The organism is Pseudomonas sp. D47 (assembly GCF_045447305.1).
Classification (GTDB): domain Bacteria; phylum Pseudomonadota; class Gammaproteobacteria; order Pseudomonadales; family Pseudomonadaceae; genus Aquipseudomonas.
Genome location: NZ_JBJGXU010000006.1, coordinates 1 through 22,792, shown reverse-complemented (window position 1 = coordinate 22,792; position 22,792 = coordinate 1). Strand labels below are relative to the sequence as shown.

The window sequence follows — 22,792 nt, the reverse complement described above, 5'->3', positions numbered from 1 at the left end:
TGCAGGCACCTCGGTGTATCAGGCATAACCAAGTGATGCCATCGCAGGCAAGCCAGCTCCCACATTAGATCTCGTCGCATTCAAAATGCGAGTTTCACACCCGACCAATCGGCGCAAATTTAGCCTGCGTATGCTCAGCCAGCACCGCCGCCGGCAGTTCAACTTCCAACCCCCTCCTCCCGGCACTCACAAAAATGGTCGCGAACGGTTGCGCCGTCTCGTCGATAAACGTGCGCAAACGCTTCTTTTGCCCCAGCGGGCTGATACCGCCCAACAGGTAACCGGTGGAGCGCTGCGCCGCTGCGGGATCAGCCATCTCGACTTTTTTCACCCCGGCCGCATGGGCCAGCGCTTTTAAATCCAGACTTCCGACGACCGGCACCACTGCCACCAACAATTCGCCCTTCTCACTGCTGGCCAGCAAGGTCTTGAACACCTGCGCTGGGTCGAGCCCCAACTTTTCCGCGGCCTCCAAGCCATAGGACGCTGCCTTGGGGTCATGTTCGTAACTGTGGATATGATGTTCGGCGCGAACTTTTTTCAACAGGTCCAGTGCGGGGGTCATGGCTACTCCGGGCGTGGCAAACAGAGGGCCAATTCTAGGCCAAGCCCAAGCAAAACGCTCTAGTGCGCGCCTCGCGCAATGCGTGCAGGTTGAGGCAAGCGTGATCATTCATGAGACTAATAGTTTGAAAATGACCGCTGGTTCACTTTCGACCTTTGACAGCCGTCATTCTTGTCTATATTTTTTCGTTTCCGAATACTGTAGGAATAGCACCTGCGGTACTCCAGCAGTAAGCCGTGTCTTGGATGGGGATCCACGCCACGGTGAAAATCGCGCAACAGCCCGTTGAGGCTGCGCGCCAAACAAGAACAACAATCGAGGTTTTCCATGACAACTGCTCTTCAACAGCCTTCACTTTCGAGCCAATGCATGGCCGAATTCCTGGGGACTGCGCTTCTGATCTTCTTCGGTACAGGATGTGTCGCTGCGCTCAAGGTCGCGGGTGCCAGCTTTGGGTTGTGGGAAATCAGTATCATCTGGGGGATCGGCGTGAGCATGGCGATCTACCTGAGCGCCGGTATTTCCGGGGCTCACCTCAACCCGGCGGTGAGTATCGCCCTGTGCATCTTTGCCGATTTCGACAAGCGCAAACTGCCTTTCTATATCCTCGCCCAAGTCGCCGGCGCTTTCTGCTCCGCCGCGTTGGTGTACACGCTGTACAGCAACCTCTTTTTCGATTACGAACAAACCCACCATATGGTGCGCGGCTCCCAGGCCAGCCTGGAGTTAGCGTCGGTGTTCTCCACCTACCCCCATGCCCTGCTGAGCACAGCCCAGGCGTTCTTGGTGGAAATGGTCATCACCGCCATCTTGATGGGCGTGATCATGGCCCTCACCGACGATAACAATGGCCTGCCACGCGGCCCGTTGGCCCCGCTGCTGATTGGCCTGTTGATCGCCGTGATCGGCAGCGCCATGGGCCCGCTGACCGGCTTTGCGATGAACCCGGCACGGGATTTTGGACCCAAGCTGATGACCTTTTTCGCTGGCTGGGGTGAAATGGCCTTTACCGGCGGTCGCGATATTCCTTACTTCCTGATTCCGATTTTCGCGCCGATTGTCGGTGCGTGCCTTGGTGCCGCGGCCTATCGCGGGCTGATTGCCCGTCATCTGCCGAGCGCCGCACCTGCTATAGATGAAACACCTGACACGGCTGTCAACGGCAAGACGCGTATTTCCTGATAGCGCCGGCCTGGTCCGCACTGCCCCTTTGCGGCCCAGGCTGATTCCTTACTTCCTTATTTTTCGTCTAAGGCAATCGACATGACCGACATTCAGAATAAGAACTACATCATTGCCCTTGATCAGGGCACCACCAGTTCGCGGGCGATCATTTTTGACCGTGACGCCAACGTGGTCTGCACCGCGCAGCGCGAATTCACCCAGCATTACCCGCAAGCCGGCTGGGTCGAACATGACCCGATGGAAATTTTCGCCACCCAGAGCGCGGTGATGGTCGAGGCCCTGGCACAAGCCGGCCTGCACCATGACCAGGTCGCCGCCATCGGTATCACCAACCAGCGTGAAACCACCGTGGTTTGGGACAAAATCACCGGCCGCCCGATCTACAACGCGATCGTCTGGCAGTGCCGCCGCAGCACCGAGATCTGCCAGCAGCTCAAGCGCGACGGCCACGAGCAATACATCAACGACACCACCGGCCTGGTCACCGACCCGTACTTCTCTGGCACCAAGCTCAAGTGGATCCTCGACAACGTCGAAGGCAGCCGCGAGCGTGCACGCAATGGCGAGCTGCTGTTCGGCACCATCGACAGCTGGCTGATCTGGAAATTTACCGGCGGCAAAACCCACGTCACCGACTACACCAATGCCTCGCGCACCATGCTCTTCAACATCCACACGCTGGAGTGGGATGCGAAGATGCTGGAGATTCTCGACGTACCGCGCGAAATGCTGCCAGAAGTGAAGTCCTCCTCGGAAATCTACGGCCGCACCAAAAGCGGCATCGCTATCGGCGGCATCGCCGGTGACCAGCAAGCGGCGCTGTTCGGCCAAATGTGCGTAGAAGCCGGTCAGGCCAAGAACACTTACGGCACCGGCTGCTTCCTGCTGATGAACACCGGCGACAAAGCGGTCAAATCCAAACACGGCATGCTGACGACCATCGCTTGCGGCCCACGCGGCGAAGTGGCCTACGCCCTGGAAGGCGCCGTGTTCAACGGTGGCTCCACTGTGCAGTGGCTGCGTGACGAGCTGAAGATCATCGCCGACGCCACCGACACTGAATACTTCGCCGGCAAGGTCAAGGACAGCAACGGTGTGTACCTGGTGCCCGCCTTCACCGGCCTGGGCGCTCCGTATTGGGACCCGTATGCCCGTGGCGCGCTGTTCGGCCTGACCCGTGGCGTACGCGTGGATCACATTATTCGTGCAGCCCTGGAGTCGATTGCCTTCCAGACTCGCGACGTATTGGACGCCATGCAACAGGACTCGGGCGAACGCCTCAAAGCCCTGCGCGTGGACGGCGGCGCGGTCGCCAACAACTTCCTGATGCAGTTCCAGGCCGACATCCTCGGCACCCAGGTCGAGCGCCCGCAAATGCGCGAGACCACCGCACTCGGCGCGGCTTACCTGGCAGGCCTGGCCTGTGGTTTCTGGGGCAGCCTGGACGAATTGCGCGGCAAGGCGGTGATCGAGCGCGAATTCGAACCTACGCTGGATGAAGCCACCAAAGAGAAACTCTATGCCGGCTGGCAGAAAGCGGTGAGCCGCACCCGCGATTGGGAACCGCACGAAGGCGCTGAATAAGCCAAGCGCCGGACCCACATAGGGTTGTAACTGGCGGGGAGCCGCTTGCTGCGTCATCATGGGCCACTTTTGTACGGCAGCCCAAAGGACGCCCCATGAATCTGCCTCCCCGCCAGCAACAAATCCTCGAACTGGTCCGCGAACGCGGCTACGTCAGTATCGAGGAGATGGCGCAGCTATTCGTTGTCACCCCGCAAACCATCCGCCGCGATATCAATCAGCTGGCGGACGCCAATCTGCTGCGCCGCTACCACGGCGGCGCGGCCTATGACTCCAGTGTCGAGAACACCGCGTACGCCATGCGTGCCGACCAGATGCGCGATGAGAAACAACGCATCGGCGAAGCCATTGCCGCGCAAATCCCTGATCACGCCTCGCTGTTTATCAATATCGGCACCACCACCGAGTCCATCGCGCGCGCGTTGCTTAACCACAATCACCTGAAAATCATCACCAACAACCTCAACGTCGCCACCATGCTCAGTGCCAAGGACGACTTCGATGTGCTGTTGACCGGCGGTAACGTGCGCCGTGATGGCGGTGTGGTCGGCCAGGCGAGTGTCGACTTTATCAACCAGTTCAAGGTCGACTTTGCGCTGGTGGGCATCAGCGGTATCGATGAAGACGGCAGTTTGCTCGACTTTGATTATCAGGAAGTGCGGGTTTCCCAGGCGATTATTGCCAATGCGCGCAAAGTGATCCTGGCGGCGGACTCAAGCAAATTCGGGCGCAATGCCATGATTCGCTTGGGGCCGATCAGTCTGGTGGACTGTTTAGTGACGGATCAGCAGCCGGTGCCGGCGCTGGTGCACTTGTTGAATGAGCATAAGGTCAGGCTGGAAGTAGTTTAGCGCCTGCTCCGCCGCCATCGCGGGCAAGCCCGCTCCCACATTTGACCGAGTTCCCACATTGGAATGGTTTCAACTGTGGGAGCCGGGCTTGCCCGCGATGGCGATGGACCCGACACCACATTTCTAGAGCCTTCCCCAGGCTCATGTTCACAAATTTTCCTTTTCCCGCCCTTCGATGAGTTTTTTCAATCGAAGTCGGGTGGCTGTGCGCGCGTTTATCAGCTACCATTTTCGCAAATGAACATTAATGTTCGAATTCCAAGACGAAAAATTCGCGAGGCCTGCCGATGAACCCTTCCACCTTGCCTGCCCCACCGCTTGCCGAAGTCTATGACGTTGCCGTAATCGGTGGCGGGATCAATGGCGTCGGCATTGCAGCAGACGCAGCCGGGCGCGGTTTGTCGGTATTCCTTTGCGAAAAGGACGATCTGGCCAGCCACACCTCTTCCGCCAGCAGCAAGCTGATCCACGGCGGCCTGCGTTACCTCGAACATTACGAATTCCGCCTGGTGCGCGAAGCCCTGGCCGAACGTGAAGTGCTGCTGGCCAAGGCCCCGCACATCGTCAAGCAGATGCGCTTCGTGTTGCCACACCGCCCGCACCTGCGCCCGGCGTGGATGATCCGCGCCGGCCTGTTCCTGTATGACCACTTGGGCAAGCGCGAAAAACTCGCCGGCTCCAAAAGCCTCAAGTTCGGCCCCGACAGCCCGCTGAAAAGCGAAATCACCAAAGGCTTCGAATACTCCGACTGCTGGGTCGACGACGCCCGCCTGGTGGTACTCAACGCCATGGCCGCCCGCGAAAAAGGCGCGCATATCCACACCCAGACCCGTTGCGTGAGCGCGCACCGCAGCAACGGCATGTGGGAAATGAACATGGAACGCGCCGATGGCAGTCTGTTCTCGATCCGCGCCCGGGCACTGGTGAACGCGGCCGGCCCATGGGTCGCCAAGTTCATCAAGGAAGACCTGAAGCTGGATTCGCCTTACGGCATCCGCCTGATCCAGGGCAGCCACCTGATCGTGCCGAAACTGTACGAAGGCGCCCACGCGCACATCCTGCAGAACGAAGACCAGCGCATCGTCTTCACCATTCCGTACCTGAACCACCTGACCATCATCGGCACCACCGACCGCGAGTACACCGGCGACCCGGCCAAAGTGGCGATTACCCAGGGTGAAACCGACTACATGCTCCAAGTGGTCAATGCCCACTTCAAGAAGCAACTGAGCCGTGACGACATCGTCCACACCTATTCCGGCGTGCGCCCACTGTGCAACGACGAATCGGACAACCCGTCGGCCATCACTCGCGATTACACCCTGTCGCTGTCGGGTGGCACGGGCGAGGCGCCAATCCTGTCGGTGTTCGGCGGCAAGCTGACCACCTACCGCAAACTCGCCGAGTCGGCGATGGCCCAACTGGCCCCGTACTTCACGCAGATGCGCCCAAGCTGGACGGCAAAAGCCAGCCTGCCTGGCGGTGAAAACATGACCACGCCAGAAGCATTGGCCGAAGCCATCCGCGCCAAGTTCGACTGGGTGCCAAGCGAAATCGCCCGCCGCTGGTCCACCACCTACGGCAGCCGCACCTGGCGCCTGCTGGAAGGCGTGCAATCGCTGGCTGATTTGGGCGACCACCTCGGTGGCGGCCTGTACACCCGCGAAGTCGATTACCTGTGTGCCGAAGAGTGGGCGACGCAACCGCAGGACGTGCTGTGGCGCCGTACCAAACTTGGCCTGTTCACCACCCCAGAGGAACAGGACAACGTGCAGCGTTACCTGTCCAAGGTTGAGCAGAACCGCGCAAAGATTGAAGCGGCCTGACAGTCAAGCCTCACAAAAAGCCCCTGCACCGTAAGGTTCAGGGGCTTTTTTTATAGCGCTCCCGCTATTCGGTTTTCCGAACGGCATACCCCGCCCTATTCGGTTTGCCGGACCTTCTAGTCACAACTCCTCCACAACAAAAAGTTAATTTCTTTATAAATCAAATAGATAACCTTTTATTTCAGGTATGGCACGACTCATGCTCTACACTCCCTGACGATTGCTTGCGACGCTTCAGGAGCCGTCACGGGCATTCGCTGTACAAAAGAGAGCCGTTTAGCCGGCTTCATAAAAAAAACAAATGTCGAGGAAGTATTGATGCGCATCGTTCCCCATATCTTGGGCGCAGCTATCGCTGCTGCTCTGATCAGCACTCCAGTTTTCGCCGCCGAACTCACCGGCACACTGAAGAAAATCAACGACTCCGGCACCATCACTCTCGCTCACCGCGACAGCTCCATTCCGTTTTCCTACATCGCGGATGCCTCGGGCAAACCCGTGGGCTACTCCCACGACGTTCAGTTGGCTGTCATTGAAGCCCTGAAAAAAGACCTGAACAAACCCGACCTGAAGACCAAGTACAACCTGGTCACCTCGCAAACCCGTATCCCGCTGATCCAGAACGGCACCGCGGACCTCGAGTGCGGCTCCACCACCAACAACGCCGAACGCGCCCAGCAAGTTGATTTCACCGTCAATATCTTCGAAATCGGCACCCGTCTGCTGGTCAAGAAAGACAAGGATGGCAAGCCGTCCTACGCTGACTTCGCCGACCTGAAAGGCAAAAACGTCGTGACCACCGCCGGCACCACGTCCGAGCGCATCATCAAAGCGATGAACGCCGACAAGCAGATGGGCATGAACGTCATCTCCGCCAAAGACCACGGCGAATCCTTCCAGATGCTGGAAAGCGGCCGCGCCGTCGCCTTCATGATGGACGACGCCCTGCTGGCCGGTGAAGAAGCCAAGGCCAAGAAGCCGGACGACTGGGTCATCACCGGTACTCCACAGTCCTTCGAAGCCTACGCGTGCATGGTTCGCAAAGGCGACCCAGACTTCAAGAAAGCCGTGGATGACGCCATCGTCGCCCTGTACAAGTCCGGCGAGATCAACAAGATCTACAGCAAATGGTTTGAGAGCCCGATTCCACCAAAAGGCCTGAACCTGAACTTCCCGATGAGCGAAAAGGTTAAGGAGCTGATCGCTAACCCAAGCGACAAACCAGCGCCTGATGTAAAAATCTGATACCTGACTAAGCTTATGTCCTGAGGGAGCCAACCCTCCCTCAGGCGTCTGTTACTACCTGCTGGCTTTAATTTTGGAACACTCGACCTGGCGGTTTTCGAGCCGATCGCGTGTGCCCGGCGTTCAACGCCAGGCGGGAAAGGATCTCCCCAGGCAGGTGCTTGTACATTGATCGATCTTGAGGGGAGACCCTAATGAATTACAACTGGGACTGGGGCGTGTTCTTCAAGTCCACTGGCGTGGGCAGCGAGACTTATCTCGACTGGTACATCGCCGGTTTGGGCTGGACCATTGCCATCGCTGTCGTGGCATGGATTATCGCCTTGTTGCTGGGGTCCATTCTGGGCGTCATGCGCACCGTGCCAAACCGCATCGTATCGGGCATCGCGACCTGCTATGTGGAACTGTTTCGTAACGTGCCGCTGCTGGTTCAGCTGTTTATCTGGTACTTCCTGATACCCGATCTGCTGCCGCAAAACCTGCAGGACTGGTACAAACAAGACCTCAACCCCACCACTTCGGCCTACCTGAGCGTTGTCGTGTGCCTGGGCCTGTTCACCGCCGCCCGTGTGTGCGAACAAGTGCGTACCGGTATCCAGGCGCTGCCACGTGGCCAGGAATCGGCGGCACGCGCCATGGGTTTCAAGCTGCCGCAGATCTACTGGAATGTGCTGCTGCCCCAGGCCTACCGCATCATTATTCCGCCGCTTACCTCGGAATTCCTCAACGTGTTCAAGAACTCCTCCGTGGCGTCCTTGATCGGCTTGATGGAGTTGCTGGCGCAAACCAAACAGACCGCCGAGTTCTCGGCCAACCTGTTTGAAGCCTTCACCCTGGCCACACTGATCTATTTCACCCTGAACATGAGCCTGATGTTGCTGATGCGCGTGGTCGAGAAGAAAGTTGCCGTGCCCGGCCTGATCTCTGTGGGGGGTAAATAATGGAACTCGATTTCAGCGGTATCATCCCCGCCATTCCCGGCCTGTGGAACGGCATGGTCATGACCTTGCAGTTAATGGTCATGGGCGTGGTCGGCGGCATCGCGCTGGGTACGATCCTCGCGCTGATGCGCCTGTCGTCCAGCAAACTCATGTCGCGCCTGGCCGGCGCTTATGTGAACTACTTCCGTTCGATCCCGCTGCTGTTGGTGATCACCTGGTTCTACCTGGCAGTGCCGTTCGTGCTGCGCTGGATCACCGGCGAAGACACTCCGATCGGTGCGTTCGCATCCTGCGTCGTGGCCTTCATGATGTTCGAAGCCGCGTACTTCTGTGAGATCGTGCGGGCCGGCGTGCAGTCGATCCCCAAGGGCCAGATGGCCGCCGCACAAGCGATGGGCATGACCTATAGCCAGACCATGCGTCTGATCATCCTGCCCCAGGCGTTCCGCAAGATGACCCCGTTGCTGCTGCAACAGTCGATCATCCTGTTCCAGGACACCTCGCTGGTTTACACCGTGGGCCTCGTGGACTTCCTCAACTCCGCCCGCTCCAACGGCGACATCATTGGCCGCTCCAATGAGTTCCTGATCTTCGCCGGTGTCGTCTACTTCATCATCAGCTTTTCCGCCTCGCTGCTGGTCAAGCGTATGCAAAAAAGGTTTGCCGTATGATCTCTATCAAGAATATCAACAAGTGGTATGGCGACTTCCAGGTGCTGACCGATTGCAGCACCGAGGTTAAAAAAGGCGAAGTGATCGTGGTGTGCGGGCCGTCTGGCTCGGGTAAATCCACCTTGATCAAGTGCGTCAACGCGCTGGAACCGTTCCAGAAAGGCGACGTGGTGGTGGATGGCACGTCCATCGCCGACCCGAAGACCAACCTGCCGAAACTGCGCTCGCGCGTGGGCATGGTGTTCCAGCACTTCGAACTGTTCCCGCACCTGACCATCACCGAAAACCTGACCATCGCGCAGATCAAGGTGCTCGGCCGCAGCAAGGAAGAAGCCACCAAGAAAGGCCTGCAACTGCTTGAGCGCGTGGGCCTGTCGGCGCATGCCCACAAGCACCCGGGCCAGCTGTCCGGCGGCCAGCAACAACGGGTGGCGATTGCCCGCGCCCTGGCCATGGACCCGATCGTCATGCTGTTCGACGAACCGACCTCGGCGCTCGACCCGGAAATGGTCAACGAAGTGCTCGACGTGATGGTGCAACTGGCCCAGGAAGGCATGACCATGATGTGCGTGACCCACGAAATGGGCTTCGCCCGCAAAGTGGCCGACCGCGTGATCTTCATGGACGCCGGCAAGATCATCGAAGACTGCCCGAAAGAGGAGTTCTTCGGCGACATCAGCGCCCGCTCCGAACGCGCGCAGCACTTCCTTGAGAAAATCCTGCAGCACTAAGCCCTATATAGCTTCCACTGTGGAAACCGCGCCCATATGGGAGCGGGCCTGTGTGGGAGCTGGCTTGCCTGCGATGGCATCACCTCGGTGCCCCTGTGATACCGAGGCGTCTGCATCGCGGGCAAGCCCGGCTCCCACAAAAGCCAGGCTCCCACACAAACAGGTCCGTGCCAGGGCTGGCAAGCTCTGGTTGACCCAAGGCATCTGTGATGAAATGCGACCCCAACCAATTTCGCGCCGCACCGCCATCACTTGCCGTGAAACCTCGTCTGATTCGCCAACTGTTCCTGCCGCCGTTGATCATCGCCCTGATGATCGGCTTGGGTTATATCGGCTTCTGGGTCAGTGAGTACTATGGCATCCGCACCCTCAGTGACAACGGCGAACGCCAGTTGGAGCTGCACGCGCGCACCGTCGAAAGCGAACTGAGCAAATACACCTACCTGCCCAGCCTCCTGGAATTGGAGTCCAGCGTCTCCACGCTGCTGGCCGACCCGAGCCAGGAAACCCGCAAAACCGTCAACGGTTACCTCGAAGGCCTGAACCGACGCAGTCGCAGCCGGGCTATCTATGTGATGGACACCACCGGCCGGGTGCTGGCCACCAGTAACTGGCGCGATGCCGACAGTTACCAGGGTGAAGACCTGTCCTTCCGCGCCTATTTCCAAAATGCCGTACGCGGCCAGCCGGGGCGCTTCTATGGCATTGGCAGCACCAACGGCGAACCCGGCTACTACCTGGCCCACGGCCTGGAAGAACACGGCAAGATCATCGGTGTTGCCGTGGTCAAGGTGCGCCTCGAAGCCCTTGAGGAACGCTGGCAGCGTGCGCGCCTCGAAGCCTTTGTGAGCGACGAGAACGGCATCATCATCCTCTCCAGCGACCCAGCGCGCCGGCTCAAGGCCGTACGCCCACTGAGCGATGACACCAAGGAACGCCTGGCCCACAGCCTGCAATATTACTGGGCGACGCTGAACGAGCTGGAGCCCCTGGCCCGTGAACGTCTGAATGAAGGCACCGAGAAGCTGACCTTCCTGGCCAACAGTGAAGTGGTCAACGATGAGCACGAGGTCAGCTACCTCGCACAAACCCGCCCGCTCTACGACACACCGTGGAATTTCACCCTGCTGACCCCGCTCAATGACCTGCGCCGAGCGGCGATCAACCAGGGCATTCTGGTGGCCGTCGCATTTGGCCTGGTCGCGTTTTTGCTGATCGCTTGGAACGAGCGGCGCAAGGTCATCGCCACCCGCCTCGCCGCACGGGAAGCCTTGCAGGAAGCCAACAGCCAGCTGGAACGCAGAATTGCCGAACGCACCAGCGACCTGCGCGCCAGCAACGAACGACTCAAGGGCCAGATCCGTGAACGGCGCCAGGCCGAAGAAACCCTGCGCCGCGCCCAGGATGAGCTGGTGCAGGCCGGTAAGCTGGCAGCCATCGGCCAGATGTCGACCAGCATCGCCCATGAATTGAACCAGCCACTGGCGGCGCTGCGCACGCTGTCGGGCAACACCGTACGTTTCCTCGAACGTGGCGCCCTCGACACCGCCAGCGCTAACCTCAAGACCATCAACGAACTGATCGACCGCATGGGCCGCATCACCGCCAGCCTGCGCTCCTTTGCCCGGCGCGGCGATGACCAGGGCGAAGCCAACCTCGGTAAAGCCGTGGACGCGACGTTCCAGGTGCTCAGTGCCCGCCTCGACAGCCTGCCGCTGACCGTGCACCGCGACTTCGCCAACGCCCACTTGCAGATCGACCAGACGCGCCTGGAACAGATCCTGGTCAACCTGATCGGCAATGCGCTAGACGCGATGCAGGCCCAACCTGCGCCCGAACTGTGGTTGGATGGCCACGTGTTTGAGGGCAAATACCGCCTGCGCGTGCGTGACAACGGCCATGGTATCGACCCCGAAACGCGCAAACATTTATTCGAACCGTTCTTCACCACCAAACCCGGCGAACAAGGCCTGGGGCTGGGCCTGACCCTTTCCGCCAGCCTCGCGGCGGCCACCGGCGGCAACCTTGCCGTGGAACACCCAGCCAGTGGTGGTACTGCCTTTGTCTTGTGCCTGCCGTTGGTGGGCGCTCAAAAAAGCTGAGTCGACATGAATACAGACACGACAGCCGCAAAAGACGACCTCACCGTTCTAATCGTCGAAGACGACCCCCATGTGCTGCTCGGCTGCCAACAGGCGCTGGCGCTGGAAGACATTCCCAGCGTGGGCGTGGGCAGTGCCGAAGAAGCGCTCAAGCGCATCGGCGAGAACTTCGCCGGCATCGTCATCAGCGATATTCGCCTGCCGGGCATCGATGGCCTGGAACTGCTGACACGCCTCAAGGCCTTGGATAAAAGCCTGCCGGTGGTGCTGATCACCGGGCATGGCGATATCTCGATGGCCGTCGGCGCCATGCGTAACGGTGCCTACGATTTCATGGAGAAACCCTTCTCCCCCGAGCGCCTGGTCGACGTGGCGCGCCGCGCCCTGGAGCAACGCGGGTTGGCGAGAGAAGTGTGGTCTTTACGCCGCCAATTGGCCGAACGCGATTCCTTGGAAGGCCGCATCATCGGCCGCTCCCCGGCCATGCAGAACCTGCGCGAACTGATCGCCAACGTCGCCGACACATCGGCCAACGTGCTGATCGAAGGCGAAACCGGCACCGGCAAGGAATTGGTTGCGCGCTGCCTGCATGACTTCAGCCGGCGCCATTCCCACCAGTTCGTCGCCTTGAACTGCGGCGGCCTGCCGGAGAACCTATTCGAAAGCGAGATATTCGGCCACGAAGCCAACGCCTTTACCGGCGCCGGCAAGCGGCGCATCGGCAAAATAGAGCATGCCCACGAGGGCACGCTGTTTCTCGATGAAGTGGAAAGCATGCCGATCAACCTGCAGATCAAATTGCTGCGGGTGTTGCAGGAACGCACCCTCGAACGCCTGGGCTCGAACCAGAGCGTGGCGGTGGATTGCCGGGTGATCGCCGCCACCAAATCCGACCTCGACGAGCTGAGCCGCGCCAGCCAATTTCGCAGCGACCTTTACTACCGCCTCAACGTGGTAACCCTGGAACTGCCGCCCCTGCGCGAGCGCCGCGAAGACATCCTGCAATTATTCGAACACTTCCTGCAGCAGTCCTCTTTGCGTTTCGACCGCACCGCGCCGGAGCTGGACAACCAGACCGTTTCAACGCTGATGAGCCATGACTGGCCAGGCAACGTGCGTGAACTGCGCAACGTGGCCGAGCGCTTCGCCTTGGGCTTGCCGGCCTTCAAGAAAACCGGCAACGGCACCGTCAACCATGGCCTGGCCTTTACCGAAGCCGTGGAAGCCTTCGAGCGCAACCTGCTGGTGGATGCCCTGCAACGCAGCGGTGGCAACCTGACCCAGGCCAGCCAGGAACTGGGCATGGCCAAGACCACCCTGTTCGACAAGGTCAAAAAATATGGGTTGAGTCACTGATGGATCTACTCCTGAAGGCCGCCATTGGCGCGGCAGTGGTGTTGATCTTGGCGGCGTTGGCCAAGACCAAAAACTATTACATCGCAGGGTTAGTACCGTTGTTTCCGACCTTTGCGTTGATTGCGCATTACATCGTCGGCAAGGGCCGTTCGGTGGAGGATTTGAAGACCACCATCGTGTTTGGGATGTGGTCGATCATTCCGTATTTTGTGTATTTGGCGACGTTGTATGTGATGGTCGACCGGATGCGCTTGGAAGCCTCACTCGCCGTGGCGGCGGTGGCGTGGTTGATGGCGGCGACGGTGTTGGTGAGTGTGTGGGTGCGCTTCCATACCTGATGTGGTTATCGCGGGGTCGCTGGGTACATATCCGTTATTTGGGTGATGGCTGATATGGGTTCCGCTCTTACAGCGGCTCACTTTTGAAAAGCGCAAAAGTAAGCAAAACGCTCTTGCCCCACCACTCGGCACCTCGCCTCCGGCTCGGTGTGCCCTCACTCCGGCTTTGGAGCGGGGGCCGCCGCCATGGGCCATCCTTGGCCCATCGCGGCTAAACCGGCGTCCTGCCGGTTTACCCCCGCTCCAAAGCCTGCGTTCGGCCAGCGTGGTTTAACGGGGCGCCTAAGATCAAAATCAAAAGCAAGAGCACGGCGGCCTAGTAGCCGACCTGAGTGGTTAGATCAAAAGCACGGCCGAGGCGGCCTGACAGCCGACCTGATCTTGGAGGCTGAAACTCAATCAAATGTGGGAGCTGGCTTGCCTGCGATGCAGACACCTCGGTCTATCAAGTACACCGAGTTGATGCCATCGCAGGCAAGCCAGCTCCCACAGAAAAGCAGAGCACTGCGGTGCTGGCAGCCGAACTCGCTCCCACATTGGGATCTCATTACATCAGCTAGATAGGGTGGTGCTCTGCTTTTGCTCTGCTTTTGCTTCTACCACTCAGGTCGGCTACTAGGCCGCCGTGCTCTTGCTTTTGATCTTAGGCGCCCCGTTAAACCACGATGGCCGAACGCAGGCTTGAATCCGTGGGTAACCCGGCAGGACGCCGGGTTAGCCGCGATGGGCCAAGGATGGCCCATGGCGGCGGCCCACGGATTCAAGCCTGCGTGCGGGCATGCCGAGCCTAAGCGAGGCACCGAGTGGTGGGGCAAGAGCCCTTTTGGTTACTTTTGGGGCTCTTTTCCAAAAGTGACCCGCTGTAAGAGCGGAACCCTAAGCAGCCGTTACCGCAGCAACGGATATGTACCCATATCTACCCAACCCCGAGTTGCGTAGAAACCTATGGCTATCGCAGGCAAGCCAGCTCCCACATTTAGAACAATGATGGGATGCCTGGAAAATCAGCGCACGATCTTGTCGACCTGAATCCCCAACTTCTTCAACCGATACCAAAAGCTCCTCTCGGAAATCCCGATCTTCGCCGCAGCCGCCGCCTGCACGCCGTTGCTCTCATTCAACGCCGCCAGAATGTAGGTTTTCTCGACTTCTGCCAGCGCCGCGTCCAGGTCCGCAGGCACGCTCGGGTTGTCACCCAGCAGCGCCGTAACGCCATCTCCAGCAGGCCTGGACGCAAACAGATACGCCGGCAGGTCAATGTCTTCGATCACAGGCGATGCCGCCACAATGGTCGCGCGCTCCACACAGTTCTGCAGTTCACGAATGTTCCCCGGCCAGCTGTAAGCCGCCATGGCCTGCAACGCCTCAGGGCTGAAGCCAGTGACGCGTTTGCCGGCGGTGGCGCTCAGGGTCTGGGCGAAGTGCCGGGCCAGCGGCACGATATCCTCGGCGCGTTCGCGCAGGGCCGGCAGCGGGATCGGGAACACGTTGAGGCGGTAATACAGGTCTTCGCGAAATTCTTTATTGGCCACCGCGTCCAGCAAGTTTTTATTGGTGGCGGCGATCACTCGCACATCCACCTTACGCTCACGCGGGTCGCCCACCGGTTCGATCACCCGCTCCTGCAAGGCGCGCAGAATCTTGGCCTGCAAGGCCAGGGGCATATCCCCCACTTCATCAAGGAACAGCGTGCCCTTGTCGGCCTGCATAAAGCGCCCGACCCGGTCCGCCACGGCGCCGGTGAACGCGCCTTTGCGATGGCCGAACATCTCGCTTTCCAGTAAGCCGTCGGGGATGGCCGCGCAATTAACCGCCACGAACGGCTTGTCGGCGCGGCTGCCGTGCTTGTGGATAGCGCGGGCGACCATTTCCTTGCCGGTGCCGCTTTCGCCAGTCAGCAGGATGGTCGCGTTGCTGTCACGCACCGAGTCGATTGCGTGCAGCACCTGGCGAAACGCCGGGCTGTCGCCCACCAGGCTGTCGAACTGCGCATGGTGGTCAAGCTCGGCACGCAGCCGCGCGTTGTCGCGCATAATGTCGCGAAACTGCAAGGCCTTGGCCACGGTGATGTCCAGCTCGTCGATGTCGAACGGCTTGGCGATGTAGTCATAGGCGCCGTTGCGCATCGACTGCACCGCGTTTTTTACCGTGCTGTAGGCGGTCATCACGATCACCGGCAGTTCTGGGAAACGCACCTTGATCTCAGCCAGCAGCGCCGGCCCGTCCATGCCCGGCATGCGCCAGTCACTGATCACCAGGTCGATGTCTTCCTGCTCCAGCACCTTGAGTGCGTGCAGGCCGTTGCTCGCGGTGAATACCTGAATGCCGTTCTGGCTCAAGGCCGAGGACAGCAAGTCGCAGAGCTTGGGCTCGTCGTCGACTACCAATACGTTATGCGTCATGACCTTCCTCATCGTCGCCGTCGTCTTCACCGTGGGCCGGAATGTACAGGCTGAAGGTGGCGCCGGCATCTTTCTCACTGGCACATTCAATGCTGCCGTCGTGACTCTCCATGATCGAATAGACTTTTGCCAGGCCTAAGCCTGTGCCCGAGGCCTTGGTGGTGACGAATGGCGTGAAGATCCGCTCGACCATATCCGCCGGGATGCCTTGGCCGGTGTCGGCGATGCTGATCACCGTGTTGCCGCCTACGCTGCGAATGCCCAGGGTCAGGCGCCCGCCTTCGGGCATCGCATCGATGGCGTTGAGAATCAGGTTGAGGCACGCCTGCTTGAGCTGCTTGGCATCGGCATAGATCGTCGCACCGGGCGCCTGATCATCGATGTGCGCGTCGATGTTATGGGTGGCCAGTTCCGGGCCGCAAAAGCCGAGTATTTCCTCCACCAGCGGGCGCACTGCCTGCAACACGCGCAACGGCGGGTTGGGCTTGGCAAAGTCGAGGAATTCGGTGATCAGGTCGTTGATGCGGCTGACCTCGCTGATCACGTATTCCAAGTGGCGCTTGTCGCTTTCCGGCAAGTCAGCGCGGCGGTGCAACAACTGGGTGGCGGTCTTGATAATGCCCAGCGGGTTGCGGATTTCGTGGGCCAGGCCCATGGCAACTTCGCCCAGGGCGTGCAGCCGGTCGCGGCGGCGCAACTGGGCTTCAAGGTGATGCAACTCGCCCAGGCGCTCGGTCATGTGGTTGAAGGTGCTGCTCAGTTGGGCCAGCTCATCGCCGCCGGTGACCAACACGCGGTGCTCGTAATTGCCCGAGATCACTGCCCCCACGCCTTGAGACAAATCGCGCAGCGGCTTGGTCAGGCGCCGTGACACCAGCACACCGGCGCCCAGGGACAGCGCCGAGCTGAGCAGGAAAATCAGCACGAACAGGTTGCTCTGGTTCACCAGCCCCACCAGGCTGGTGTGACGCAGCAGGCCGCTGAAGATCACGCCTTGCAGTTCGCCGGCGTCATTGAAGATCGGCCAGTACAAACCGCTGTAATTGTTGGTGAACTGCTCGCTCGGCTGCTTGGTGCTGCGCATCGCCGTCTCGACATCCTTGGGGATGCGCGAAGGGTGATTTTCGAACCGTTGGGTCGAGAAGATTTCGTTAAAGCCCGACGGGTTGGCCAGGTACAGGCGCAGGTCGAGGGAGTGCACATCGGCCACGCTGGTGAGGAAGCTGCTGTCCAGGTAAGTGGCCACCAACAATACGTAGTCGACGCCTTCCTGGTTGCTTTCGAACGTCGAGACCACCAGGCCCGTATTCACGCCGGCTACCTGGATGGTTTGCAGCACCGCATTGCTGGTCAGGCTGATCTGCTTGACGACATCGTCAGGCGCCGTGCTGAACACGATCTTGTGGTCACTCACGCGAATCAGCGAGACCACGTCTATATCCGTGGCCTGGGCGATATCGGCCGTGAGTCGGTCATGCTTGGCAGCCTGCCGGCTCGAAGGCGGGCTGGTGTAGCGCATGAACAGCTTGGCCATGCGCGCGTTGTCATGAAGGATATCGCCAATCTCGTCCTTGACGATCTTGGTCGACTCTTGCAGCCAGATGCGCACGTTGCTGTCGAAAATCTGCGACAGCGTGGTCGCGGCCAGCTCGGCGGCGATCATGGTGGGAATGACGCTGACCAGCCAGAACGCCAGCACCAGCTTGCGCTGGACGCTCCAGCGCGAAATGGCAAAGGGGCGGGCTTTCTGGCGGGTTTTGGTGATCATCAGGTTTCGCTTATCGCAGCAGCCATGGCAGGGTCGGAACGATCCGGTCTTATGTACATTTTCACGAGTTTGAGCAGGCCATTGACCAGCCGGTTACGGTGACGGAAGAACATACTGTTGCCCCGGAACTCGCAACCCAGGCGCAGCTTGCTCGCGTACCCGTCCTGACCGCACTCGTACACGGGAATATTGTGCGCAATACAATAGCCGACATTGGTCAGCCAGTATCTGAAGTACAAGCTGTATTCGCGACTGAATTGCATGTCATGCCCGAAAAACTTGTCGATCAAACGGTGCTGGTCCAACAGGATCAGGTTGAACGCCACCAGACGCTCGTCCACCCAATACAAAACACAGACCGCACGCCCTTCAAGCCGTTCGAGGACGCCGGTGAAGTAAGTGGCCGGCAGGCGTTCGAATTGCAAATCGGCGCGGCTGAGCGTGGCCTCGTATAGGCGCATCACCTCAGGCAGCACGTCATCGATATTGTGCCGCCACTCCACGCGCGGTCCCGGCGCACGCAGTTTACGGCGCAGGTCCTTGCGGGTCGATTTGCACAACGAGCCCAGGTAGGCGTCCACCGAACCGTAAGGCACCGTCAGCAAACCGCTGGGCAAGCTGGGCATAGTTTGAAATCCCGCAGCGCGGCAGCTCGCCGCCCAGTGCGGGTCTTTGGTCGGCACGTCCTTGACCGCCACCAGGCCAATCCCAAATGCGTGGGCATCCTGGCGTGCAGCCTCAAGCAAGTGCTTGATCAACAGCGGGCGCTGCCCCTCAGGAACGCTACTGGCAATTCCCGCATCGCAACGCTCGGCCACCGGAGAGCCGATGGCATACAACTGCAAACGCAAAACACCCGGCCACAGTCGCTCCAGGCGCTCGGTAAAGCGCTTGCCGGCGCCCGACACTGTGGTGTCGAGGCGATAATGGGTGATGAACGCGGCGGCGACGGCCACCAGCGTTTCATCGTCGTATACAGCCAGGTAACGCCATTTGAAATCATCGATGGCGGCGTTTTCCACGGCGACGTAAAAATCCCAATCCTCCAGAGCTCCGGGAAAACAGTCGTTCCAGGCACTGCGCTGGATGGCCCGGATGGTTGAAAAGGCTTGGGCGGTGATCACGTCGCGTCCTTAGGCTTATGCCCGCTGCCGATAGTCTACGGGTGCCTGGATAGCCTCGGCGTGTTGCTCGACAAACTCAGCGCTCAACTCAATCACCCGGCGGTATTGCAGGTCGACGGTGATCATGTGGTAGCAGTTGTCCAACAAAATCTTGGTCACGGGGCCGCCCAAGTGGCGTTCCACGTAGTCGGCGTTCCAGCGGCTGGTGATGTCGTCCTCGATGGAGTGCAACACCAGGGCCGGCACCTTGATCTCGGGCATGCGCTTCTTGACCACGGCGTTCATGCGGTGCAACTCGCGCACCGTGATGCCCTCCATGGTCAGCAAGCCGGCCTCGCTGCTCTCGCCTTCCTTCATCTGGCGCTCGACGATGGCCCGCAGGCGCTCGTTCTTGATGCCATAAGGCGGCTTTTCTTCAAAGCGGCAGATGTGCACGCCGAAGGGAATCTTCATCAGCAACGGCGTCAGGAACGCCAGCTTGTGAATGCTCCAACCGTCGTACTTCAAAGTGGTGGAATACATCAACAGCCCGGCGACTTGGCCAGGGTGCTCGGCGGCCACGTACATCGACATCACCGCGCCCATGGACAAGCCACCGACAAACACCTGCTCGTGGCGTTGCTTGACCTGTACGAAGGTCTTGCGCACGCCTTCGTACCAGTCCAGCCAGCCGGTGGCCTGCAGGTCGCTGTTGTCACCGCAATGCCCGGCCAGGGTAGGCACGTACACCGTGCAGTTACCCGCCTTGGCCAGCCCTTTTGCCACCTGACGCAATTCCGTCGGGGTGCCGGTCAGGCCGTGGATCAACAGGATCCCGACCGGACCTTCACCGAGAACGAAGCCGGCATCACCTTCGCCGAGGTCGAACCCGGAAGTACTCACCGTTTTGTCGCTCGCACCAGCAGTTGCTCGAGCAGCTTCAAGCCCAGGTCGATTTCCGGGTAGCTGATTTCCAGCGACGGTGCCAGGGTGATGACGTTTTTGTAGTAGCCGCCCACGTCGAGGATCAAGCCGAGTTTCTGGCCATCCACGACCATGTCGCCCTTCATGCCTTCCTCGACCATGTAGTCCAGGGTCGCCTTGTCCGGGGTGAAACCATCCGGGCCACAGATTTCGCAGCGCAGGGCCAGGCCCAGGCCGTCGACATCGCCGATGATCGGGAAACGTTTCTGCAGGTCTTGCAGACCTTCCAGGAAGTATTTGCCCTTGGCCATGACCATTGCGCCGTAGTCGACTTCGCTGGTCATCTTGAACATTTCCAAACCGACCGCCGTACCCAGTGGGTTGGAGGCGAAGGTGGAGTGGGTCGAACCTGGTGGGAAGATCTTCGGGTTGATCAACTCTTCACGCGCCCAGATGCCGCCCAGCGGGTTCAGGCCGTTGGTCAGCGCCTTGCCGAAGACGATCACGTCCGGCTGAACGTCGAAGTGCTCGATCGACCACAGCTTGCCGGTACGGTAGAAGCCCATCTGGATTTCGTCCGACACCATCAAGATGCCGTGCTGGTCCAGCACGTGCTTGAGTTCGCGGTAGAAGTTCATCGGCGGAATCACGTAGCCACCGGTGCCCTGGATCGGCTCGACGTAGAAGGCTGCGTATTCGCATTGGTTGGTTTTCGGGTCCCATACGCCGTTATATTCAGTCTCGAACAAACGGGCGAACTGCTGCACGCAGTGGCTGCCGTATTCTTCCTTGGTCATGCCTTTGGGGCCACGGAAGTGGTACGGGAACGGGATGAAGTTGGCGCGCTCGCCGAAGTGGCCATAGCGGCGACGGTAGCGGAAGCTCGAGGTGATCGACGAGGCGCCGAGGGTACGGCCGTGGTAGCCGCCTTCGAAGGCGAACATCAGGCTCTTGCCGTTGGAGGCGTTACGCACCACTTTCAACGAGTCTTCGATGGACTGCGAACCGCCAACGTTGAAGTGCACACGACCGTCGAGGCCGAATTTTTTCTTGGCGTCGACCGCGATCATTTCCGACAGCTCGATCTTGCCTTTGTGCAGGTACTGGCTGGCGATTTGCGGGAGGGTGTCGATCTGCTGTTTCAGTGCGTTGTTCAGGCGCGGGTTGGCGTAACCGAAGTTAACCGCCGAGTACCACATTTGCAGGTCGAGGTAGGCCTGGTCTTCGGTGTCCCACACGTAGGAGCCTTCGCAACGGCTGAAAATACGCGGCGGCTCGATGTAGTGAACGGTGTCGCCGTAGGAGCAGTACTTGGCTTCTTTATCCAGAAGGATCTGGTCTTCGGCAGTGGCGATACGGATATCAGACATGGTGGAAGAGTTCCTGATTTTCAATAGAGAGGTCGGCAGTAAAGCTGCCAGCGTTGGCGGCGATGCCCTGAGGCAGCTTGGCCAGCAATGCGGTCACTTCGGCGAAAGTGTCGAAGCGCGCGTGAGGAATGTTGTTGGTTTCGCAGTAGTCGGCCAGGCTGCCTTTGGCAAAGACGAAGTCAGCGGTGGAGGCCACGCACATGTCGGACTTGCCGTCGCCGATCACCAGCACGCGCTTGTTGCGCGGGGTGGATTTGCACTTGCAGTTGCCGGAAGCGGCACGGCAGGCATCGCTGGAATACGGGAAGTCGATGCGCCAGCTGTTCTGGTCGACCTGGCGCAAGCGGTTGGCGAGGATCGGCAGCAAGGTCACGTAGTTGCGCGACAAGATGCGCGCGATGCCTTGTTCGATGCCGTCGCTGACCACTTCGATGGTCGCGCCCAGGCCCATGACGTGATCGACGAAGTCCGGGAAGTCCGGGTCGATCTCAACGCTGTCGAAGTACGCCAGCAGTTCAGCCGGGGTCGCCTTGATCAGCGCCAGTTGGCGGCTCAGGCATTCGCGTGAACCGATATGCCCATCCAGCCATTCCTGTTCGATGGTTTCCCACTCTTCGCCTGCGAAGCGTTGGAGGACGTTGTCGATGACGTCGGTGGGGGTGATGGTCCCGTCGAAGTCGCACACGATATGCCACTGGATCATTGCCTGTCCTTGAGTTGGAGGGCTTGAAGAGGAGCGCGCTAAATGCGCTTGCTACAGGGATATAGCAGGGACTGTGCCAACTGGTTAAAGCCCAGCGGGGCTGGGGCTTTGGCCGTTACTGCGGGTAAAATGTGTCGCAGGAGCTACAATTTTTGTAGCTTGCTACAAACAAGATGAGTGCTTGCGTCAGGGATGCCCTTCGCGCGTGAATGCGCGCAAGTTCAGATAAGGAAACGCTCCATGGTCAAGGTTACTTCTACTGTATTCGCCGGCTTGCTTGGGCTGTGGAGCTTTTCCAGCTCGGCAGCCGCCGAAGGCATTACCGGCGAAGTGGGCGCAGGCGTCAGTTACCAACCCCACGACCCCACTGGCAGCCGCTACGAAACCCAGCCGATTCCCTACTTCGACCTGGACTGGGGCAATGTCAGCCTGGGTACCGACGACGGTCTGACCTGGAGCGCGCTCAATACCAATGGCATCACTGCCGGCCCGTACATCAACTACCTGCCGGGCCGCACGGCCAATGGCTCACTGCGCGGGTTGCGCGATGTACCGGATATGGCGGAGGTCGGGGGTTTCATTCAATACGCACCGGCTGAGTTCTGGCGTGTGTATGCGCAGGTCGGCCAAGCGGTGGGCGGCAGCCGTGATCACACTGGTGTGCTGGGCAAACTCGGCGGCGAGCTGGGCTACCCGCTCGGTGGCGGCATCATCGGCAGCACTGGGCTGATGGCGCACTTTGCCGATGCTCGTCAGACGCAAGCCTTTTTTGGTGTTGATGACAAGGAGTCTGCGGCTTCGGGTATTCGCGCCTATAACGCCAGTGCGGGGTTCCAGAACCTGACGTTGACCCAGAGTTTTGAATTTCCGCTGGCGACGCATTGGTCGTTGTTGGCCAGCGCCAGTTGGACGCACTTGGTGGGGTCGGCGGCCAACAGCACCATCGTCAAAGAGACGGGTAATGTGAATCAGGGACAGGTGCAGACGGCGATCAGTTACAAGTTTGATTGAAGGGCTGGATGTTGGTGGCTGGTGGCTGGGTACATATCCGTTATTTAGGTAACGGCTGATATGGGTTCCGCTCTTACAGCGGCTCACTTTTGAAAAGCGCAAAAGTAAGCAAAACG

General features: G+C 59.7%; 19 protein-coding genes. 12 read left to right on the top strand and 7 right to left on the bottom strand.

Translation table 11 applies throughout. From position 1 onward, the window contains the following. Positions 1-94: 94 nt before the first annotated feature. The gene (gene ybaK, locus ACI77I_RS06560; protein WP_094953447.1) at positions 95-565 is read right to left on the bottom strand and encodes a Cys-tRNA(Pro) deacylase; all 471 of its coding nucleotides are present in this window, start codon (positions 563-565) and stop codon (positions 95-97) included. 327 nt (positions 566-892) lie between these two features. On the opposite strand from ybaK, the gene ACI77I_RS06555 reads away from it, so the two are divergent. From ACI77I_RS06555 to ACI77I_RS06505, 11 genes are all read left to right on the top strand, one after another. After that, on the top strand, positions 893-1,747 hold the full coding sequence (locus ACI77I_RS06555; RefSeq protein ID WP_094953448.1) for an MIP/aquaporin family protein: 855 nt from the start codon (positions 893-895) through the stop codon (positions 1,745-1,747). Between the two features lie 81 nt (positions 1,748-1,828). Next, positions 1,829-3,334: a glycerol kinase GlpK gene (gene glpK / locus ACI77I_RS06550; RefSeq protein ID WP_094953449.1), complete on the top strand. Its 1,506-nt coding sequence runs from the start codon at positions 1,829-1,831 to the stop codon at positions 3,332-3,334. A gap of 95 nt (positions 3,335-3,429) precedes the next feature. Continuing rightward, entirely contained in the window at positions 3,430-4,185 is a 756-nt protein-coding gene (locus ACI77I_RS06545) for a DeoR/GlpR family transcriptional regulator (RefSeq protein ID WP_406997159.1), read from the top strand. 287 nt (positions 4,186-4,472) lie between these two features. After that, the gene (glpD, locus tag ACI77I_RS06540; protein WP_094953450.1) at positions 4,473-6,011 is read left to right on the top strand and encodes a glycerol-3-phosphate dehydrogenase; all 1,539 of its coding nucleotides are present in this window, start codon (positions 4,473-4,475) and stop codon (positions 6,009-6,011) included. A gap of 318 nt (positions 6,012-6,329) precedes the next feature. After that, complete coding sequence (locus tag ACI77I_RS06535; protein WP_094953451.1) at positions 6,330-7,256, top strand: glutamate/aspartate ABC transporter substrate-binding protein; 927 nt, start codon at positions 6,330-6,332, stop codon at positions 7,254-7,256. Between the two features lie 194 nt (positions 7,257-7,450). Then, complete coding sequence (locus tag ACI77I_RS06530; RefSeq protein ID WP_003208731.1) at positions 7,451-8,197, top strand: amino acid ABC transporter permease; 747 nt, start codon at positions 7,451-7,453, stop codon at positions 8,195-8,197. After that, positions 8,197-8,868 (top strand): amino acid ABC transporter permease, encoded by a 672-nt coding sequence (locus ACI77I_RS06525; protein WP_094953452.1) that lies wholly within the window; start codon positions 8,197-8,199, stop codon positions 8,866-8,868. The genes ACI77I_RS06530 and ACI77I_RS06525 overlap by 1 nt, the downstream gene beginning before the upstream one ends. Beyond that, positions 8,865-9,599, top strand: a complete 735-nt coding sequence (locus ACI77I_RS06520) for an amino acid ABC transporter ATP-binding protein (RefSeq protein WP_003208734.1) — start codon at positions 8,865-8,867, stop codon at positions 9,597-9,599. Before ACI77I_RS06525 ends, ACI77I_RS06520 begins: the two co-directional genes overlap by 4 nt. A 209-nt stretch (positions 9,600-9,808) precedes the next feature. Then, positions 9,809-11,701: an ATP-binding protein gene (locus ACI77I_RS06515; protein ID WP_094953453.1), complete on the top strand. Its 1,893-nt coding sequence runs from the start codon at positions 9,809-9,811 to the stop codon at positions 11,699-11,701. 6 nt (positions 11,702-11,707) lie between these two features. Then, positions 11,708-13,057, top strand: coding sequence for a sigma-54 dependent transcriptional regulator (locus ACI77I_RS06510; RefSeq protein WP_094953454.1), 1,350 nt, complete (start codon positions 11,708-11,710; stop codon positions 13,055-13,057). Beyond that, complete coding sequence (locus ACI77I_RS06505; protein WP_094953455.1) at positions 13,057-13,395, top strand: GlpM family protein; 339 nt, start codon at positions 13,057-13,059, stop codon at positions 13,393-13,395. Before ACI77I_RS06510 ends, ACI77I_RS06505 begins: the two co-directional genes overlap by 1 nt. A gap of 1,004 nt (positions 13,396-14,399) precedes the next feature. On the opposite strand, the gene ACI77I_RS06500 is transcribed toward ACI77I_RS06505, so the two are convergent. Genes ACI77I_RS06500 through ACI77I_RS06475 form a run of 6 tightly spaced genes read right to left on the bottom strand, consistent with a single transcriptional unit; the run spans position 14,400 to position 21,665 of the window. Continuing rightward, positions 14,400-15,797, bottom strand: a complete 1,398-nt coding sequence (locus tag ACI77I_RS06500) for a sigma-54 dependent transcriptional regulator (protein ID WP_094953704.1) — start codon at positions 15,795-15,797, stop codon at positions 14,400-14,402. Continuing rightward, on the bottom strand, positions 15,787-17,565 hold the full coding sequence (locus tag ACI77I_RS06495; protein WP_406997158.1) for an ATP-binding protein: 1,779 nt from the start codon (positions 17,563-17,565) through the stop codon (positions 15,787-15,789). Before ACI77I_RS06495 ends, ACI77I_RS06500 begins: the two co-directional genes overlap by 11 nt. Next, positions 17,565-18,689 carry a GNAT family N-acetyltransferase gene (locus ACI77I_RS06490; RefSeq protein WP_242154665.1) on the bottom strand — a complete coding sequence of 375 codons (1,125 nt, stop codon included), beginning with the start codon at positions 18,687-18,689 and terminating at the stop codon, positions 17,565-17,567. Before ACI77I_RS06490 ends, ACI77I_RS06495 begins: the two co-directional genes overlap by 1 nt. A gap of 15 nt (positions 18,690-18,704) precedes the next feature. Beyond that, complete coding sequence (locus ACI77I_RS06485) at positions 18,705-19,571, bottom strand: carboxylesterase (RefSeq protein ID WP_094953701.1); 867 nt, start codon at positions 19,569-19,571, stop codon at positions 18,705-18,707. Then, a complete protein-coding gene (locus ACI77I_RS06480; protein ID WP_083359925.1) occupies positions 19,568-20,962 on the bottom strand; it encodes an aspartate aminotransferase family protein in 1,395 nt (464 codons plus the stop codon). The genes ACI77I_RS06485 and ACI77I_RS06480 overlap by 4 nt, the downstream gene beginning before the upstream one ends. Beyond that, positions 20,955-21,665, bottom strand: coding sequence for an MtnX-like HAD-IB family phosphatase (locus ACI77I_RS06475; RefSeq protein ID WP_094953700.1), 711 nt, complete (start codon positions 21,663-21,665; stop codon positions 20,955-20,957). Before ACI77I_RS06475 ends, ACI77I_RS06480 begins: the two co-directional genes overlap by 8 nt. A gap of 240 nt (positions 21,666-21,905) precedes the next feature. On the opposite strand from ACI77I_RS06475, the gene ACI77I_RS06470 reads away from it, so the two are divergent. Further along, positions 21,906-22,676, top strand: coding sequence for a MipA/OmpV family protein (locus tag ACI77I_RS06470; protein WP_406997157.1), 771 nt, complete (start codon positions 21,906-21,908; stop codon positions 22,674-22,676). Positions 22,677-22,792: the final 116 nt, after the last annotated feature.

Coding starts and splice junctions, on each gene's coding strand:
- ybaK (WP_094953447.1), bottom strand. CDS start 565: ATGACCCCCGCACTGGACCTGTTGAAAAAAGTTCGCGCCGAACATCAT.
- ACI77I_RS06555 (WP_094953448.1), top strand. CDS start 893: ATGACAACTGCTCTTCAACAGCCTTCACTTTCGAGCCAATGCATGGCC.
- glpK (WP_094953449.1), top strand. CDS start 1,829: ATGACCGACATTCAGAATAAGAACTACATCATTGCCCTTGATCAGGGC.
- ACI77I_RS06545 (WP_406997159.1), top strand. CDS start 3,430: ATGAATCTGCCTCCCCGCCAGCAACAAATCCTCGAACTGGTCCGCGAA.
- glpD (WP_094953450.1), top strand. CDS start 4,473: ATGAACCCTTCCACCTTGCCTGCCCCACCGCTTGCCGAAGTCTATGAC.
- ACI77I_RS06535 (WP_094953451.1), top strand. CDS start 6,330: ATGCGCATCGTTCCCCATATCTTGGGCGCAGCTATCGCTGCTGCTCTG.
- ACI77I_RS06530 (WP_003208731.1), top strand. CDS start 7,451: ATGAATTACAACTGGGACTGGGGCGTGTTCTTCAAGTCCACTGGCGTG.
- ACI77I_RS06525 (WP_094953452.1), top strand. CDS start 8,197: ATGGAACTCGATTTCAGCGGTATCATCCCCGCCATTCCCGGCCTGTGG.
- ACI77I_RS06520 (WP_003208734.1), top strand. CDS start 8,865: ATGATCTCTATCAAGAATATCAACAAGTGGTATGGCGACTTCCAGGTG.
- ACI77I_RS06515 (WP_094953453.1), top strand. CDS start 9,809: ATGAAATGCGACCCCAACCAATTTCGCGCCGCACCGCCATCACTTGCC.
- ACI77I_RS06510 (WP_094953454.1), top strand. CDS start 11,708: ATGAATACAGACACGACAGCCGCAAAAGACGACCTCACCGTTCTAATC.
- ACI77I_RS06505 (WP_094953455.1), top strand. CDS start 13,057: ATGGATCTACTCCTGAAGGCCGCCATTGGCGCGGCAGTGGTGTTGATC.
- ACI77I_RS06500 (WP_094953704.1), bottom strand. CDS start 15,797: ATGACGCATAACGTATTGGTAGTCGACGACGAGCCCAAGCTCTGCGAC.
- ACI77I_RS06495 (WP_406997158.1), bottom strand. CDS start 17,565: ATGATCACCAAAACCCGCCAGAAAGCCCGCCCCTTTGCCATTTCGCGC.
- ACI77I_RS06480 (WP_083359925.1), bottom strand. CDS start 20,962: ATGTCTGATATCCGTATCGCCACTGCCGAAGACCAGATCCTTCTGGAT.
- ACI77I_RS06475 (WP_094953700.1), bottom strand. CDS start 21,665: ATGATCCAGTGGCATATCGTGTGCGACTTCGACGGGACCATCACCCCC.
- ACI77I_RS06470 (WP_406997157.1), top strand. CDS start 21,906: ATGGTCAAGGTTACTTCTACTGTATTCGCCGGCTTGCTTGGGCTGTGG.